Raw genomic sequence first — 16,174 nt, forward strand, 5'->3', positions numbered from 1 at the left:
ATCATTTCTCCATTAAATCAAATAAAATATCTATTTGCGTATCTATTTTTTGTTTTAAATCTTCTATGGCACTTGTGGTGACACTCATAATAAAAGTCCCCTGAGCAAAAGCAAAAATACCCATAACCAACTCTTTTGCTTCACTCTTTAACTCGTTTTTTTCTATGCCCTCTTCTATGATATTTTCCATCCATTTTTCATAATTTTCCATCCATTTTTCATAAAGCGTATAGCATTCTGTTTGAAAAGCCACCATCTCTTCATTTGTACTGCTCAGAGCAATGGCAGTAAACTGCTTGTATATTTCACGCAGTTCCTGATCTTCATCGGCATAAAAAAAGCTAAAGAAACTTTTGACTTTTTCCCGTGTGCTTACATGTAGTGAGAGTTGTTTCTCTTTTCTCTCGTTATGCTCCTGCATCAAAATCTCAACCAGTTCAAAGACTATCTCATCTTTGTTCTTGAAATATTCATACACAGTGCCTTTGCCTATGTTGGCAGCTTTTGCAATCTGAGAAATTGTTATATTGTTAATTCCGTCTTTAAGAATTAACGCTTTTGTTCCAAGAGCAATATCTTTTTTTTTCTGTTCTTTGTCAACTATAATTGCCAACACAACCCTCCGAAAATATTTTTGACCGACTGTCGTTCAATTATTATAGTAGTATTATTGTTAATTTTTTCTTAATGGCAATGGAGGTACCCTGAATATATCAGACTTCGTAGAGTGTAACCCGGTTTTTTCCGTTTTTCTTGGATTTGTACAGTGCTTCATCTGCCACTTTTATCATTTTTTCCAAAGAATCCGCCATCCCGTATGCTATGCCAAAAGAAACTGTATATCTGATTTTCATATTGTTGTATGTAATGATGTTGTTTTCAAAATCTTTTCTTATTTTTTCAAAAAGTTTTTCTGCATCCTCTTTGGAAATATCATCAAGAACAACGCAAAACTCTTCTCCTCCAAACCGTGCAAACAGATCATATCTTCGCAGATTTTTTTCTAAAATCTTTTTAACTTCTATGATAGCCAAGTCACCTGCATCGTGACCATAAGTATCATTAACACTCTTAAAATCGTCAATATCCATCATCACTACAGCCAGTTTGGTATGTTTTCGCAGCGCTTTGGAAAAAATTGCCCTGGCAACTTCAAAAAAATATCTTCTGTTATAAGCACCGGTCATATAATCCACTATAGTCTGCATTTTGAGTTTCTGATTGATAATTTTTGATTTTTGATACAAAAAAATCAAATAAAGGCTCAAAAGCATTAAAAGAAAAATAGGAAAGGTATATAAAAAAGATTTAAACCAAAGAGTGTGTGCCTGCACTCTATAAACAAAGTGCAGATGTACATACGGGAGTCTTTTGACAAAAATATATTGAGAGTCTTTGTATTGCAGAGATTCTAAAGTTTCATTCATATTTTGTATGGAGAGATCCAGAAAATCATCTATCTTGTATATCTTGCTTCGGTTGAAATCCTGTATCAGATTATGGCTTGCCACTATCTGGTTCTTGTTGTTATAAATCACACTTTGATTATTAAAATAATCCAGACGTGAAAGCAGATTGTCAAAATTGTTCAATGTTATATCCACATCAAGTGTCCCCAAAAAATGATTTTTGTAATACAAAGGCTTGCCGACAGTCACCATAAGCCCTTTGCCTATGGCATCCATATACAAAGGTGTCAAAAAGAGTTTTTTTTGAGGATTGGCCTGGGGAGTTGCATCATGATAGAAAGGTTTTTTCTCAACTACAGGGGTAAACTGAAAATCTGCAGAACAAACATAAGGGTAAAGAACCGTAAAATGATTTTTGGAATAGTAATAAATCCAGGCAAAATTTTTATTTTGTTCAGCAACCAGTTGAAAAAACGGAGTGAGTTGCAGTGCCGCCTCCATCTCCTGGAGCAGTCTTTTGTCCGAAAGTGCTTTTTTGCCAAAACCCAATAAGTTTACTTCTTTGTTTTCATCCAGTGCATAGGTGCCGTTTTCATTAACATACTTTACATGTAAAGCCTCATTTGGCTTGAGATTTTCTTTATTTTTAAAAATCTGCTCTGCGGCTACATGTAAATACTCTACCGCATTGATACTCATACGCATTTCATGTTCAATACTCAATGCCATCTCATTTGCATTTCTAAAAATATTTTTCATCTGCATTCTGTTAAACTGCAAAAAAAACAGCATATTTAATAAAACAATAATAAATACAGTAATTATAAGTTTTTTATTATCCATACCTATCCATTTCGTTTGAATAAGTATATCTAATCTCACAAAAATATCAAAGTATCGTATTTTCCTGGAAACTTTTTGAAGAGACAACTTTTTTGTTTTCTATTTTCAAGATTCTGTCACACAGCGGCAGCATCGCTTCATCGTGTGTCACCATGATTACCGCCACATTCTGTTCTATAGCTATCTTTTTGAGCATTTTTACAACATCAACAGAACGCTTGGAATCAAGTGCTGCTGTCGGTTCATCTGCCAATATAATCTGGGGTTTGTTTGCCAGAGCCCGTGCTATGGCTGCTCTTTGGTTCTGTCCGCCTGAGAGTTCTGAAGGCATAGAATAGGCCTTGTCCGCAATTTCAAAGTACTCCAAAAGTTCCATTGCTGTTTTTTTGCTCTCTTCTTCTGAAACACCGTTTACCTGAGGGACCAAAGTAATATTTTCCAAAATATTCAAAAAAGGAATCAGATAATGCGCCTGAAAAATAAAACCGATTTTTTCCCGTCTTATTTTTCGCGTCTCATTAGTCAGCCATTTGTTCTCATATACCTTTTCATCTCCCAGCCAAATGACGCCGCCTGTCGGCTCTTCCACACAGCCTATCATCATAAGCAGTGTTGTTTTTCCGGCACCGCTCGGGGCAACAAGTGCTACAAGCTCTCCTTTGTCTACACTGAAAGATGCACCGTCCAAGACCTCAACAAGAGAATCTCCCTTGCCGAAATTCTTCACCAGATTTTCTACTCTAATTGCCTGTTTACTCATATCAACCGCCTATTGCCTGTGCAGGATCTGCTGCAATTACTTTTTTTACCCCTATTAAGGAAGCCAGTATGGATGCAATAACAACAACGATAAAAAGTGCTACAGCATCCTGCGTTTCCAATACCACTCTTTTTGGAAATTTTGTATAAATAAGATGTGCAAAAATGTTACCAGTAATAAATGCCAATACTCCCATAATGAGTGTCTCTTGTACAATCATTTTGATAATCATACTGTTTGGTATACCGATAAGCTTCATTATAGCTATCTCTTTCATTTTTTCCAGCGTCATCGTATAGATAATCAGCGCAATAATAATCGTCGACACAATTACCAAGATAACCGTAAACATTCCTATCTGTTTCGACGCCCTTTCAATAAGGTTTTGTGTCAGTATTGTCTTCTCTTGGGCAGCCGTATATACTGCTTTATGTTTCCATTTTCTTATCTGCTGTGCAATAACATCAACATCATAACCATTTTTTTTCGTTGCTATCACAGCATTGACCATGTGTGAATTCACACCGGAAACACCTCTTGCTCTGTCATTTCGTATACGGGCATTGGAATATAAAAACTGTAACTGCTGTGCATCTTTGAGACTGATATACACCAAAGGATCGCCGCCTGAGGAGACGGTTCCGTGTGTTACACCGACCACATGGTAAATATCCCGTCCTAAGCGAATAGTGTCGCCCAGTTTAAAACCTGTTTTGTCAGTGACAACCATTTCATAATGATTTCTGCGAAGTCCTCGTCCGCTTATTAAACGCTTTGGATTAACAGGGTCAATGTCACCAAAAGGATCAAATCCCACTGCAAAGACACGGACAGCGCCGTTTTTTGACGGAAGCTGCAAATTTTGAAATGTCATTCCTTCTACTTTGTCTATTCCTTCAATAACCTTTACTGTATCTTTGAAGTCTTCATGTATCCGTGAGGATTCGGCAAAAGGACCAAGGGTATTTTCCTGTACTATCCAGAAGTCAACACCCACATCATCCAAAAGAACCTGCGCATCGATAATCATTCCTCTGTAAACACCCATCATAACAAAAACGATACCAAGCAGCATACCTACGCCTATCGCAGTAACGATAAACTTTCCAAAAGTATGGGCTATCTCTTTTTGTGCTAGATTTATCATTTGTAAATTCTCATACCTTCACTGAACGATTTTTTGGTTTTATCCGGGACCAAGAGTCCAAGAGTCGTATCCAGATTTTTCACAGCTGCTTCTTTGTCTGTTATAGCCGTTATATTTACATGTAAGAAGTGTGCATGTCCCTCTTTCTCTATCCAGACACCGGCCTTTTTATCTTTATAGACAATCAAGTAAGCAGGTATTTTAATCACATTTTTCAGTGTTTGTGTTGTAATGAGTACCTCTGCCTGTTCATTGATATAAAAGGGAGTCGGCACAGCATAAAAACTGACATCAACTTCTCGCTCTTGTGTCACAGCATCACTCTGTGCGACAATGCGGCTTACATACCCTTCAAGCTTCTTATTGCTTTGAGAACGCAATGTCACAACGGCACGCTGTCCTGTTCTGACATCTCCGCTTATCTTTTCATCTATATATGCTTTAATCCATACAGTTTTCGGGTCAACTATTTTCAGTATAGGCTGTGTCGGCAGAACATTTTGTGCAACCTCAGCCTCTTTGGCAATGACATAGCCGTCAACCGGCGCATAAATTTTATAACGTGAGAGCTTTACATGTAAGGACTCTACAGCCTTTTGCAAACGAACCACTTCTGTTTTTGAAGAATCTATATGCGCCTGTGTTGCCTGTATATTTGCCTCAATGCTGTCCAGGTCCGCCTTGGCTTTGTCATACTCCGCCTGAGAGACAAAAGCCTTTTCTTTTAGCTTTTTATACCGTTCATAGGTCAGTTTTGCCAAAATTTTCTGTGCAGCCAGGGATTTGAGCTCTTTTTGTGTTGCTTTGAGTTCAGACTTTGCTTTGTATACCGACATTTTTGCCTCTTCAATCAACTGGGGCAGATCTACACTGTCTATAACGGCAAGCAGATCACCCTTTGCAACCCATTTTCCCTCATCTGTATTTATCTGCACAATTTTCCCGCCTGTCTGTGCGGTGATGGCATAAATATTTTTTGCTCCTACTTCTCCTATCCCAAAGACCTCTTTGTTTAAATCACCCCGAGTCGGATGCACGGTTTCAAATGTATGTTTTGGAATAAAAACTTTGTTATAAAATACAATTGCGGCTACCACACCCAAAACAGTAAAAATTATATATTTCATTTTTGTACTCATTTTATTTTTCCTTGTAAATAATCGATTCTGTCTATACTCAGCGTTTTTGAGTAATAGGCCTCAAGCAGTCCGAGTTCTGCCTCTAATACCAGAGAACTCGCATCCAAAACTTCTATATAGGTAGAGAGTCCCTCTTTGTATCTTCCGTCAAGCACTCTTTTTGTCTTTTTTGCCGAATCCAGCTGTGCTTTTTTTGCTGTTATGGTCTCATCATATCTGTGTATATCCAAAACAAGATTGCTTATTTCTTCTTTTAAAGCGAGTATTTTTGAAGCTTTTTGCTCTTTGGCGACCTGCAGTCCTATTTTCGCATTTTGTGTCTGTGCTGTCAGTTTTCCTCCGGCATACAAAGGAATGTTCAGCACAACACCGACAAGCTGTGTATTATACAGATTTAAAGAGCTGACACGATTATACGAAGCGACGGCATCAAGCGAACCATAATGGGAGGCTCTTGCAGATTTATGCAACAAAGCATTTTTCTCTATGGTTTCATCATAGATCTTCAATTCGGTATTTCTCTCAAGTATCTCTTGTACAGTATTTTGAGTACTGTCAAACTCTTTTTTTAAAACATCAGCTTCCAAATCGACATTCTCCTCTATTGTCTCTCCCATGTAAAGAGACAAAGAATTTTTTGCTTTTGCATAAAGAGATTTTGCAATGGCCAGATTGTCTTTTGCCGCATATACCGCTGACAAAAAACGGCTTGTATCTGCTTCGGTCTTGAGTCCCTGCTGCAAAAGTGCTTTTGCCTGGGCATAATAGGCCTCTTTTACATGTAAGTCCGCTTCTCGTACAGCAATCGCTTCTTTTTGGACAACCATCAATTCATACAAAGATTTTACTTTTGAAGCAAGCAATGCCTGAAAATCTTTCAAAGAAAGTTTCGAGATATCTTCATCAAGTCTGCTTGCATCTATCTGCAAACTTGTTTTGGAAAAATCCCAAATTTTCTGTTTGACATTTACTCCTATATTCCATCCTGTATCATTAATTGTATTAAACTGTCCGTTGACAGGGAAAATATAGGTCTGTGTCGGGTTGTATTGCGCAGACAGATTCACCTGGGGCAGGTATTCTGCACGTGCAGATGTATACCCTGTATGCGACTGTTTTATTTTCAACGCAAAAGATTTTGCATCAGGATGGTTTTGCAGTGTTTTGTCTATACTTTCTTGTAAAGTAAGTGTTTTTCCCTGCAAAGAGAGTACCAGGAACAATAAATTTATATATGCTAACTTTTTCATACACAAAGTATAGCTTTTTCGTGTTAGCACAATGTTAAGAGCGCTTTTTTATTGAATGATTTTATACTTCCTGTTAAAAAAGTGGCCTCTGACATATCGTCCGTAGATCAGTTCAAAGAGACCGGAAATAATGATAAAGCCCATAAAAATAACAACTGCTCTCGGGTTTGATGTGTATGTATGAAAAAGCAGAGTGCAAAGCGCCAAAAAACTCAGTACAGATGATGTCAGCAAAACAAAACGGTTTGCCTTGATCTCTTGAGAGAGCTTAAATGCACTGATATTGACAAGCAAAAATATCAACAAAAACCCTGCACTGCCTATAATGGCAATTTCTGTCAGATCAATGCTGTTTGCCAAAACCAGACTCAAAAGAGTGGTATATAAAACACCTTTAAACGGGACACCCGATTTTTTGCCCTCATCCATTAAAGCTCTTGGCAGCTTGCCGTCTTTTGCTATGATGTATCCGAGTCTTGCATTGCCGTAAATTGTAGCATTGATGGCAGAAAATGTCGACAACAGCGCCGCAAATGCCACAAGGGTAAAGCCCATCTGCCCCAAAGAGGGTTTAGCCGCTTCTGCCAGGGCATAATCTTTTGCCTGCATCAAAATATTTTCCGGAACATTCCCTACTGTGATGACCGCAATCAAAATATACAAGGCTATCACGATAATGACAGACGCATAAAAGGCCCGAGGCAGATTCTTATCCGGATTTTTGATATCCTGGGCAGAATTTGCTATAAGCTCGAACCCCTCATACGCAACGAAAATGATCATACCTGCTGTCACGATGGAAAGAGCAGAACCCCAATGCACAGGAGACATACGCTCTGTATCTACATAAAAAGAACCTGCCGCAATTACTAAAACCAGCAAGGCAACTTTAATAACAACAATAACAGTTTCGCTTTTACCGACAAACGAAGCACTGACCAGGTTGATAACTGCCGGAATGATGATAGAAATAACAATAAGCCCGTGATGGAGCCATTGCGACTTATGTGTAAAAAACGTTTCGCCGTAAGAGGCAAAAGCTGTGGCATATAAAGATATTGTCACCAAATAACTCAGCCACAGCATCAAATTGACACTCCCCGAGAGGATATTGTCGCCAAAGGCTTTGTCTATGAAAGTAACCGTTCCGCCCTCACTTTGATATGTTACAGAAAGTTTCGCATACGAATATGCCGTCAATATTGCTACAACACCGGCTATGGCAAAGGCAACTGCCGTTGCCCCGTGTGCCAAAGAGACCGCTTCTCCCAAAACAGCAAATATACCGCCGCCTACCATACCGCCTATACCGATTGAAATCGCGCCTAAAAGTCCTATACTTCTCATTTATCTCCTTATGAAATCTCTGTCTATTGTTTTTATTATCCTGCTGATATTTTTATCTTTTACAAAACATCTTCTCAAGGTACATGCCAAAAAATCTTTATACTCTTTTGCTTCACGCAGCAGATAAGGATATTGTACCGTTTGCAGTATTTTAGCATTTTTGAGCAAATTTCCTTTTGTACTTTTCACGACGACAACACCCAGCTTCTGCATTAAATGCGCCTGTGCCAGTGCCGGTGCATTTGACTCTTCTCTTATAAGCTCTTCTTTGAGTTTTTCCATACTGCTTTGAAACAGTTTTTCATATTGAAAAGAGGCTTTGAGCGATGCCAGTCTGATTATGTTTTGCAGCATCTTTGAGAGCGGTGATGTATAATATTTGTCATTTATCCCGGCCTTTACATGTAAAGCGTCATTTGAGAGATACCATATACCGTTTTTGTAAAACCTGTACTTTGCCTGTGCTGCCAAATACTCGGCAAAATCAAGTTTGGCAGTATCGTAATCAACTTCATACCCGCTGATAAGCGCTCCAATCAAAAAACTGTAATCTTCCAGCAAAGCTTTTTGTCTGGGCACAGCTCCCTCTATGGTCTGATGATACAACTCCCCTCGCACAAACATCAGATTTTGCAAAGCTTTTAAATTTTTTTCTGCTGTGTCTGCGTATCTTTTGTCAAGAGCAGAGGCTTTGTACAGTGCTTCTATCATCATAGCGTTCCAGGCCGTGTTTATTTTTGTATCTATAAAAGGGTATTTTTTCTTTGCTCTTACATGGTACAGTATCTCCTTAAAGGATGCAAAACCGGGAGGCCTTTTGTCTGTATCAAAATTTATATGTACGCGGTTGTTGAAGTTTCCCTCTGTGCTAAATCCCAGAGCATCCTGTATTGCATTGGCATAAGGATTATTTTTGAGCGCCCTGTCTATTTCATCTGGGCTGAATGTGAAGTATGCCCCCTCTTTGCCCTGGCTCTCTGCACTGCTTGCACTCCAGTAAAGATTATGATGCAAAAAACGTTTTTGTACCATCGCTATCGTCTCTTGCACCACGCTTGCATAAAGCTTTTTATGACTTTTTTCATAAGCTCGGCCATACAGACCAATAAGCTCCGCCTGCGTATAGAGCATCTTCTCAAAATGAGGAATCTCCCAGTTTGCATCCACACTGTATCTGAAAAATCCGCCGCCTATATGGTCATACAAACCACGAAGTGCCATAGTGTCAAGCATTGCAAAAGAGTATTTTTTCAATGTTTTGTCTGCCGTTATATCCGCTATATCCATCATCAAAGCAAGTTTGGAGGCCTCGGGAAACTTTCTTCCTGTTCCAAAACCGGTATAAATATCATCAAAAGATTTTTTGAGAGAATTTTTCAGTGCAGTCAGGGAAACATTTTTGTCTTCTGTGTCTGAGAATTTTACTCTGCTTGCCACTGCCTTTTGAATCCTGTCTGTTTCTTGTCGGAGCGCTTTTTTGTCGGTATATAATTTTGAGAACTTTCGTATTAAATCCGAAAATCCTTCAGAATAAAACTCTTTTTTTGGAGGAATATATCCTGTTATATAAAAAACTTCTCTTTGCGGTGTCATAAAAACACTCAGAGGCCAACCGCCGGTCCGTTTATGCACATGCCGAAAAATATTTTGGTACAAAGCATCAACCTGCGGCATCTCTTCACGATCAACTTTTACAGATATGAAATATTTGTTCAAAAGCTGTGCGATTTTTTTATTTTCAAAGGATTCTCTCGCCATCACATGACACCAGTGACAGGTGGAATAGCCAATAGAGAGAAATATAGGTTTGTCTTCTTTTTGTGCCTGCAAAAATGTTTTTTTCTTCCAGGCATGCCAGTGCACCGGATTGTTCTCATGCTGTTTTAAATAGGGTGATGTTTCGTATTGTAAATCATTTTTTGCGCATAACAGTGAAGCAACACTCAGAAACAAAAGAAATAATATTTTCATATTTTATTGTACAATAATGTTGGAAATAAAATGCTTTTAGCGTGACTTGTGAGAAAAACTAAATTTTTTTCTGTAAACTGAGTTTTTAAAGACATACAGCCCGCACTGAAGTACGGGTTCCGAAAAGTCTATTCATCGGAATCGGTACTTTAGTGCCGACTGTGCGTCTTTGCTAAATTTGAAATTATTTACAGATATATAATTATATAAACTAAGATAATTTTAATTATAAGCAACTATAATTATAAAAATACTCAAAAAGGTTTTATCATGCAGTTTTTAGATGAAGATATTTATAATGCAGTACAAAACTACCTGCCAAAAGTAAGCGAATATGTCAATTCACACGGTGGCGGTATAGAACTTCTCGGCACAAAAGACGGTGTTGTCTACATCAAACTGACAGGAGCCTGCGGAGGCTGTTCTATGAGTCTGATGACAACAAAAATGGTCGTACAAAAAAAGTTGCGTGAACTGATTCATCCCGAACTGCAGGTTGTCAATGTAGACGGAACTCCTGAAAACGAAATGCCAAAAGATGCCTACACCGGTCCAAAAAAAGAAGAGCCAACAGTTGAAAAACACGGCTTTTTGGATAATGTAAAACATATGGTAGGTCTCTAAGATGGTGGTGGATTATGCAGACAAAGCACTTACACAACGCTATCAGCTTATGGCGCAGACCATCATCCCAAGGCCAATTGCCTGGATTTGTACGCAAGATGCAAAAGGCACTCTTAACATTGCTCCTTTTAGCTATTTCATGGGGCTCAGCTCTGAACCTCCTACAATGATAGTCAGTATAGGGCATAAAAATGACGGCAGCCAAAAAGACACGCTTAAAAATCTGCGTGAACACAAAAAATGCACAATATGCATGGTAGATGAGGCACATTTACAACAGATGCATTTTAGCTCCAAAGAACTTGATAACACGCAAAGCGAAGCAGAAATTTTTGGCATTGAGACAAAAAGCATAATCAAAGACTTCCCTCCAATAGTGACTGGCATACCGAGTGCCTTTTTTTGTGAACTCTACCAGGAGATAGATCTCAAAGGCTCAAAAACCATCCCGCTTGTCGTAGAGATAAAGTCCCAGTATATTGATGATAAAATCATTACAGACAAAGAGAAACTCACGCTTGATTATGAACCGCTCGCCCGTGTCGGCAAAAGCTACGCCCTGCTCTGCAAAAGAATCAATCCTCCAAAAATACCATAAATGCATGACTATATTCTCTTTGGTTCTATCACCCTTATACTCTCTACAGTCTTTTCTATGGGAGGAGCGGGTTCGGGTATAGCGCTTATTCCGATTTTACATTTTTTAGGACTTGATTTTACTGTGGCTAAAGCGGTCGGACTTTTTGCAGGAGCATCTACCACTGTGACAGCAAGCATTATGAATATCAAACGCAAAGCTGTTGAGTATACCTTTGTCTTGCCTATTGCTGTGACAATGCTCCTTTTTGCACCTCTTGGCGCATATTCCAGCAGTTTTATCAATGAAAACATAGTCAAATTTTTCTTTATGCTCTTGCTTTTTTACTCTGCAAGCATGATGATGTTTGGCAAGAAAAAAGCTCTTTTTTCCGCCCACTCAAAACTCATACTTTTGCTTGTCGGTGCTGTGATTGGGTTTATTGCCGGACTTTTAGGTGTAGGCGGAGGCAATATCCTCATTCCGCTTTTAACTCTTCTTGGATTTGCTCCCAAAAAAGTAGCCGTTGCGGTAAGTTTTGTAGTGCCTTTTTCGGCACTCGGTTCCTTTTTTACCTATGCCAGTTATGTACCTTTGGACTGGATTCTTTTGACGGTGGTTGCTCTGTGTGCCGTCATCGGTGGCTACATTGGAAACTATCTTATGCACTTTAAACTCGAGCAGTCTCACATTAAAAAAATTATGGCAGGACTTTTGTATCTCCTGGCATTTAAAATGCTTTGGTATTTTACAGTAATCCTATAAATAATGACAATAAACATCTCTGCTTTCACTTTTGTCAGCCCTCTTCCTTAACATTCCCCTAACACAAACGTTTTATACTAACAGTAAAATTTTACATACGGAGTTTATATTATGAAAAGATTACTTATACCGACACTGTTCCTAACAGGAAGTCTTTTTGCACAAAGTGCGCAGGAGATTATTCAAGACAATGGCTGTCTCTCTTGTCACGCAGTTGCAAGCAAAAAAGCGGCTCCCGCATTTGCAGGAATAGGAATGCGAAACAAACGTTTTGAAGGCGAAAATGCGAAAGAAGTGATTATGGCAAGTATCAAAAACGGCTCTCAAGGGAAATATCCAAGATTTTCTGATACTGCTATGCCCTCGTTTGCAAATCTGACACAAGAGCAGTTAAGTACCGTAGCTGATTACATCTTGGCACAATCTTCTCAAGCAAAAGGGATGATGGGCAAAGGTGGCGGTATGGGTCGTGGACAAGGGATGGGAATGGGAGGGGGTATGTAATGCAATATCCTCAATTTTTTGATACTATTGACAAAATAGTTTTGTATGATGACTTGAGCCGGTTTTTAGGTGTAAATGACGGCATACTTGATTTTTCCTACGCCGACATTGTCAAAAGTGCAGGACATAGTTGTGCAACTGTTGCAGGGGCTTATCTCATGGCACTTGAGGGCTTAAAATCACTCTATGGCGCTGAGTTGCCACAAAGAGGCTACATAAAAGTAGAACTTGCAAAAGAGCCGACTGTTGAAAATACCGGTGCTGTCGGATGCGTACTTTCAAACATTACAGGAGCAACCACAGACTATGGTTTTGGTGGCATTCCAACAGGAAAATACAATCGAAGAAACACACTTTTTTATAGTGTAGCGATGGATGCTGATGTCTGTTTTACCCGACTAGACACAAATGAAAAAGTATATGTAACCTACACACCTCAAAAAGTTGTCAATCCTATGGCAATACTCAAAAGTGCTATAATGCCTAATGCAAAAGAAGAAGATATAAAAAGCTTTCCTCAGCGTTTTCAAGAGATGGTGAAAACTGTTTTTGAACATAAAGACGAAGTGATTACAATTACAAAAAAGGATATCTAATGTTTACAAAATCAAAATATATACTCAGCGCTGCACTTTTAGGCTTACTTGTCAGTTTTGCACCTGCTTCTCAACTTGAAGCAGCTCCTGTGAAAAAAGCCAGCAAACCGTTCTTGGTTCAAAACCCTGGTTTACCGCATTTAACAATGTTAGTCAAAAAAATGTGGAATTCAGAAAAGCTTGCCTTAACCAAAAAACAAAAAAAAGAACTTTTACAGGTACGCAAAGAAACCTTGCGCAGTGTTATGAATCTTAAACAGAAGATTATGCCATTAGAGCAAACAATTGTCCAACTTTCACAACAAGGGGCTTCACCGCAAAAAATGAAAAAACTTGTTGATGAAGTAGCCAGATACAAAGCTCAGGCAACAATGACACATCTTAAGTGCATCTATGAGACAAAAAAGATTTTAACCCCCAAACAGTTAAAAACTCTTTTGCAGAAATAATATAAAGATATTACAAATGAAAAAAATCTTATTAATCGGATTTGGATTATTTATTGCAATACAATTTATACCATACGGAAGAGATCACACAAATCCGCCTGTAGTTGCTCAAGTGCAATGGGACACTCAAGAGACACAGGCTCTTTTTCAAAGAGCCTGTGCAGATTGTCATTCCAATGAAACAAAATGGCCTTGGTACAGTAATATAGCACCGCTTTCATGGAGTATCTATCACCATGTTGATGAAGGTCGTGAACATTTCAATGTTTCCATGTGGGGTGTTCAGAAAAAGAACAAAGGTGATGAAGCAGCCGAAGAAGTTGAAGAGGGAGAAATGCCTTTAGCATCTTATCTAATAGCACATCCAGAGGCAAGACTTACAAAAGAGGAAAAACAAGCACTTATTGCAGGACTTAAAAATACTTTTGGAAACGAAAAGTATGAAACGCATAAAAATGATAAAGACTAATCTTAATAGTATAAATTTATTATACGAGTACATATTTACTAATCAAAAATAGTTTCTTTATTAACGTTTTGCTAACACAAATGTGATAGAGTTGTATTTATAGATAGCAAGGAATAGTTTTTGCTTGCTATCTAAATCTAAGCTAAGGGATAGACTATGCAAGTAAGTTCAAATGGTTCAATGCAACAAATGCAGATGCAAATGAGAAAAATGGACGGTACAGGTGGTGGTCAGGGAAATGGCGGTATGAAAGATATCATGCAATCATTGTCTCAAGAAGACAGAACTGCTCTCAAAGATAAAATGAGTTCAATGGATCAGACACAAAGAGCTGATCTAATTGCACAGATGAAACAAGTAGATGCTTCAACTATGGATTCTCAGCAATATACACAAAGCTTGATGGATATTTTAAATCAAGATACTACGCAACAAAAAACAAATACAGCAAATTCAACTTTTTCTGTATATGCTTAAGTTTCTCCAGGATTTTTATGTAATAGCACTTGTTTGAGTGTTATTACATTTTATACCCATTTCTTTGAATTTTTGACAGAATTATACCGGATATATGTTCATGTGATTCTTGATAATTATACAGTGGAAAGATTTACGAAAGAAACTGAAAGTAGTTTCTTTCGTTAGATAAGAAAACTATTTTTTCTTTTTTTGAGCTTTTTTCTTTGCTTTGGATTTAGCTTTCTTTTTATCAGCTTTTTTCTTGCTCTTTTTCTTTGTATCTTTTTTCACAGCTTTCTTTTTTTCGGCTTTTTTCTTTGCCTTTTTCTTTTCAGCTTTTTTTTCAGCTTTTTTTGCCAACTTTTTCTCTAACTCTTTTTTTGTATCTTTTGCCATTGTTTGACCCTTTATGCAGTTTTTCATTACTATTAGTAATAAATTATAGCTATTATATATGATTTCAGACTACATGTCAATAAAATATAGAGTTAAGCTATAAAAGACTATACTTCCACATGACATTTATAGAATTTAAAAAACTACTTTTAGATGCGGAGATCAGCCTTCCAAAATTTTCAAAGCTTATAAAAGTCAGTGAAAAAAATATACAGGCATATAAAAAAAAAGGTGAAGTGCCTAATGCAATAGCAGTAGTAGCGCAATGTTTTGCAACAATGCATCAGAACCGTATAGACTACAAAGAAATTATCACGGCTCTTGAGCTTAAAGCAAAAACAAAAAAAGGTGCAGGGTTTGCAAAAACAAAAAAATCAGATTTATCTACTCACTCTTCGGACTAAAATAAAAACCATTCTGTGGTAATTGACCACCAATAGTTTTAGGATTGTTGTTTTTCAAAATTTCAAAGAAAAATTCCAAGTCTTTTTGTGCATCTTTTGCATTAACATCATTCAATTGAACATAGTCCAGACTGTCTGCTACAGCTTCAGGCACCAGCATTGGAATATATTTATGAACCAACTCTCCAGCTTCTTTTGGATGTGTTTTATACCATTGAAGCGCTTTTGCATACTCCTCATTGAAACGTTTGATGAGATATGGATCTTTTTTGCCAATAACCGCCATGCCGGCCTGTGGAATTTTGGCTTCAATATGAAAAACTTTTCCCCACTCTTTTTGTAAATCTGCACTTCTGTAAAGGTCAGGCGCTATAAGTTTCAACGGAAAAGAGTTTGTTTTTCTCAGTGCCATAGAGATGGCAGGTTCAGCCAAGAGTGCATGATCGACTCTGCGCATTATAAGCATCTGCATAGCATCTATCGGTGAGTTTACATAGCGAAGTGTAAAGTCTTTTTTCGGATCAAGCCCCTCTCTTTTTACAATCTCTTCAAAGACAATGTCAGGCATATCGGCACGAAAAGGCATTGCTATTTCACACCCTTTGAAATCTGCAAGAGTCTTTTTGGTTTTATCTCTTGTTATCATTCCCAAAATACCCCACACAGAGACATTGAGCAGTTTTATATCTACACCTTTGTTATAAAGATTTGCTGCTACATTGGTAGGAATTGCTATAAAGTCAGCACTGCCGCGAAGTGTGAGAGCACGCAGTTCATCGGGCGATTTCCACATAATAAATTTGACATTTGTTGCCACATCGTTTAATGCACCTGTTTCAATCATCCTTAAAAGCGGGTGGCTTACAGATGCCATAGGACCGCTTAAAACCAAAGTATCTACTTTTTTTATCCCGTTTGCCTGTAGAAAAAGTACGAGAGAAACTGTCAGTAATATTTTTTTAATCATAATAAAATCTCCTTAACTGGTTTATAGATTTTATCAAAAAAGACTTTAACCACAACTGAATTTGATAATTACTTTCATTATACTTACTTTAAGCTTAA

19 protein-coding genes are annotated in these 16,174 nt (G+C 37.9%); 9 read left to right on the forward strand and 10 right to left on the reverse strand.

The window, feature by feature from the left end; all coding sequences use genetic code 11:
* Nucleotide 1: 1 nt before the first annotated feature.
* From ETP70_RS07020 to ETP70_RS07055, 8 genes are all read right to left on the reverse strand, one after another.
* Nucleotides 2-613 carry a TetR/AcrR family transcriptional regulator gene (locus ETP70_RS07020; RefSeq protein ID WP_151900510.1) on the reverse strand — a complete coding sequence of 204 codons (612 nt, stop codon included), beginning with the start codon at nucleotides 611-613 and terminating at the stop codon, nucleotides 2-4.
* A 100-nt stretch (nucleotides 614-713) separates the two neighbouring features.
* On the reverse strand, nucleotides 714-2,252 hold the full coding sequence (locus ETP70_RS07025) for a sensor domain-containing diguanylate cyclase (RefSeq protein ID WP_151900511.1): 1,539 nt from the start codon (nucleotides 2,250-2,252) through the stop codon (nucleotides 714-716).
* A gap of 46 nt (nucleotides 2,253-2,298) precedes the next feature.
* Entirely contained in the window at nucleotides 2,299-3,012 is a 714-nt protein-coding gene (locus ETP70_RS07030) for an ABC transporter ATP-binding protein (RefSeq protein WP_151900512.1), read from the reverse strand.
* Between the two features lies 1 nt (nucleotide 3,013).
* Nucleotides 3,014-4,159 carry an ABC transporter permease gene (locus tag ETP70_RS07035; RefSeq protein ID WP_151900513.1) on the reverse strand — a complete coding sequence of 382 codons (1,146 nt, stop codon included), beginning with the start codon at nucleotides 4,157-4,159 and terminating at the stop codon, nucleotides 3,014-3,016.
* Nucleotides 4,156-5,298, reverse strand: a complete 1,143-nt coding sequence (locus tag ETP70_RS07040) for an efflux RND transporter periplasmic adaptor subunit (protein WP_151900514.1) — start codon at nucleotides 5,296-5,298, stop codon at nucleotides 4,156-4,158. The genes ETP70_RS07035 and ETP70_RS07040 overlap by 4 nt, the downstream gene beginning before the upstream one ends.
* A complete protein-coding gene (locus ETP70_RS07045; RefSeq protein WP_151900515.1) occupies nucleotides 5,295-6,548 on the reverse strand; it encodes a TolC family protein in 1,254 nt (417 codons plus the stop codon). Before ETP70_RS07045 ends, ETP70_RS07040 begins: the two co-directional genes overlap by 4 nt.
* Before the next feature lie 48 nt (nucleotides 6,549-6,596).
* On the reverse strand, nucleotides 6,597-7,895 hold the full coding sequence (locus ETP70_RS07050) for an APC family permease (protein WP_151900516.1): 1,299 nt from the start codon (nucleotides 7,893-7,895) through the stop codon (nucleotides 6,597-6,599).
* Nucleotides 7,896-9,866 carry a thioredoxin domain-containing protein gene (locus tag ETP70_RS07055; RefSeq protein ID WP_151900517.1) on the reverse strand — a complete coding sequence of 657 codons (1,971 nt, stop codon included), beginning with the start codon at nucleotides 9,864-9,866 and terminating at the stop codon, nucleotides 7,896-7,898.
* A gap of 270 nt (nucleotides 9,867-10,136) precedes the next feature.
* Here ETP70_RS07055 and ETP70_RS07060 point away from each other — a divergent pair, with 270 nt between their 5' ends.
* The 8 genes from ETP70_RS07060 to ETP70_RS07095 all read left to right on the forward strand — a co-directional run bounded on the left by ETP70_RS07060 (nucleotide 10,137) and on the right by ETP70_RS07095 (nucleotide 14,327).
* Nucleotides 10,137-10,490: a NifU family protein gene (locus tag ETP70_RS07060; RefSeq protein WP_151900518.1), complete on the forward strand. Its 354-nt coding sequence runs from the start codon at nucleotides 10,137-10,139 to the stop codon at nucleotides 10,488-10,490.
* Between the two features lies 1 nt (nucleotide 10,491).
* Nucleotides 10,492-11,088 carry a flavin reductase family protein gene (locus ETP70_RS07065; protein WP_151900519.1) on the forward strand — a complete coding sequence of 199 codons (597 nt, stop codon included), beginning with the start codon at nucleotides 10,492-10,494 and terminating at the stop codon, nucleotides 11,086-11,088.
* Nucleotides 11,089-11,832: a sulfite exporter TauE/SafE family protein gene (locus ETP70_RS07070; protein WP_151900520.1), complete on the forward strand. Its 744-nt coding sequence runs from the start codon at nucleotides 11,089-11,091 to the stop codon at nucleotides 11,830-11,832.
* Nucleotides 11,833-11,943: 111 nt separating this feature from the next.
* Nucleotides 11,944-12,336 carry a c-type cytochrome gene (locus tag ETP70_RS07075; protein WP_151900521.1) on the forward strand — a complete coding sequence of 131 codons (393 nt, stop codon included), beginning with the start codon at nucleotides 11,944-11,946 and terminating at the stop codon, nucleotides 12,334-12,336.
* On the forward strand, nucleotides 12,336-12,932 hold the full coding sequence (locus tag ETP70_RS07080) for a hypothetical protein (protein WP_151900522.1): 597 nt from the start codon (nucleotides 12,336-12,338) through the stop codon (nucleotides 12,930-12,932). Before ETP70_RS07075 ends, ETP70_RS07080 begins: the two co-directional genes overlap by 1 nt.
* Complete coding sequence (locus ETP70_RS07085; RefSeq protein WP_151900523.1) at nucleotides 12,932-13,381, forward strand: hypothetical protein; 450 nt, start codon at nucleotides 12,932-12,934, stop codon at nucleotides 13,379-13,381. Before ETP70_RS07080 ends, ETP70_RS07085 begins: the two co-directional genes overlap by 1 nt.
* Before the next feature lie 16 nt (nucleotides 13,382-13,397).
* Entirely contained in the window at nucleotides 13,398-13,850 is a 453-nt protein-coding gene (locus tag ETP70_RS07090; RefSeq protein ID WP_151900524.1) for a heme-binding domain-containing protein, read from the forward strand.
* A 156-nt stretch (nucleotides 13,851-14,006) separates the two neighbouring features.
* The gene (locus ETP70_RS07095) at nucleotides 14,007-14,327 is read left to right on the forward strand and encodes a hypothetical protein (protein ID WP_151900525.1); all 321 of its coding nucleotides are present in this window, start codon (nucleotides 14,007-14,009) and stop codon (nucleotides 14,325-14,327) included.
* A gap of 177 nt (nucleotides 14,328-14,504) precedes the next feature.
* On the opposite strand, the gene ETP70_RS07100 is transcribed toward ETP70_RS07095, so the two are convergent.
* Nucleotides 14,505-14,669, reverse strand: a complete 165-nt coding sequence (locus ETP70_RS07100; protein ID WP_188109956.1) for a hypothetical protein — start codon at nucleotides 14,667-14,669, stop codon at nucleotides 14,505-14,507.
* Between the two features lie 155 nt (nucleotides 14,670-14,824).
* Here ETP70_RS07100 and ETP70_RS07105 point away from each other — a divergent pair, with 155 nt between their 5' ends.
* The gene (locus ETP70_RS07105; protein WP_151900527.1) at nucleotides 14,825-15,109 is read left to right on the forward strand and encodes a hypothetical protein; all 285 of its coding nucleotides are present in this window, start codon (nucleotides 14,825-14,827) and stop codon (nucleotides 15,107-15,109) included.
* Here the strand turns inward: ETP70_RS07105 and ETP70_RS07110 are convergent.
* On the reverse strand, nucleotides 15,090-16,076 hold the full coding sequence (locus ETP70_RS07110; RefSeq protein WP_151900528.1) for an ABC transporter substrate-binding protein: 987 nt from the start codon (nucleotides 16,074-16,076) through the stop codon (nucleotides 15,090-15,092). The two genes, ETP70_RS07105 and ETP70_RS07110, sit on opposite strands and share 20 nt — an antisense overlap.
* Between the last annotated feature and the right edge of the window lie 98 nt (nucleotides 16,077-16,174).

The organism is Sulfurimonas hydrogeniphila (genome assembly GCF_009068765.1).
In the GTDB taxonomy this organism is placed as follows: domain Bacteria; phylum Campylobacterota; class Campylobacteria; order Campylobacterales; family Sulfurimonadaceae; genus Sulfurimonas; species Sulfurimonas hydrogeniphila.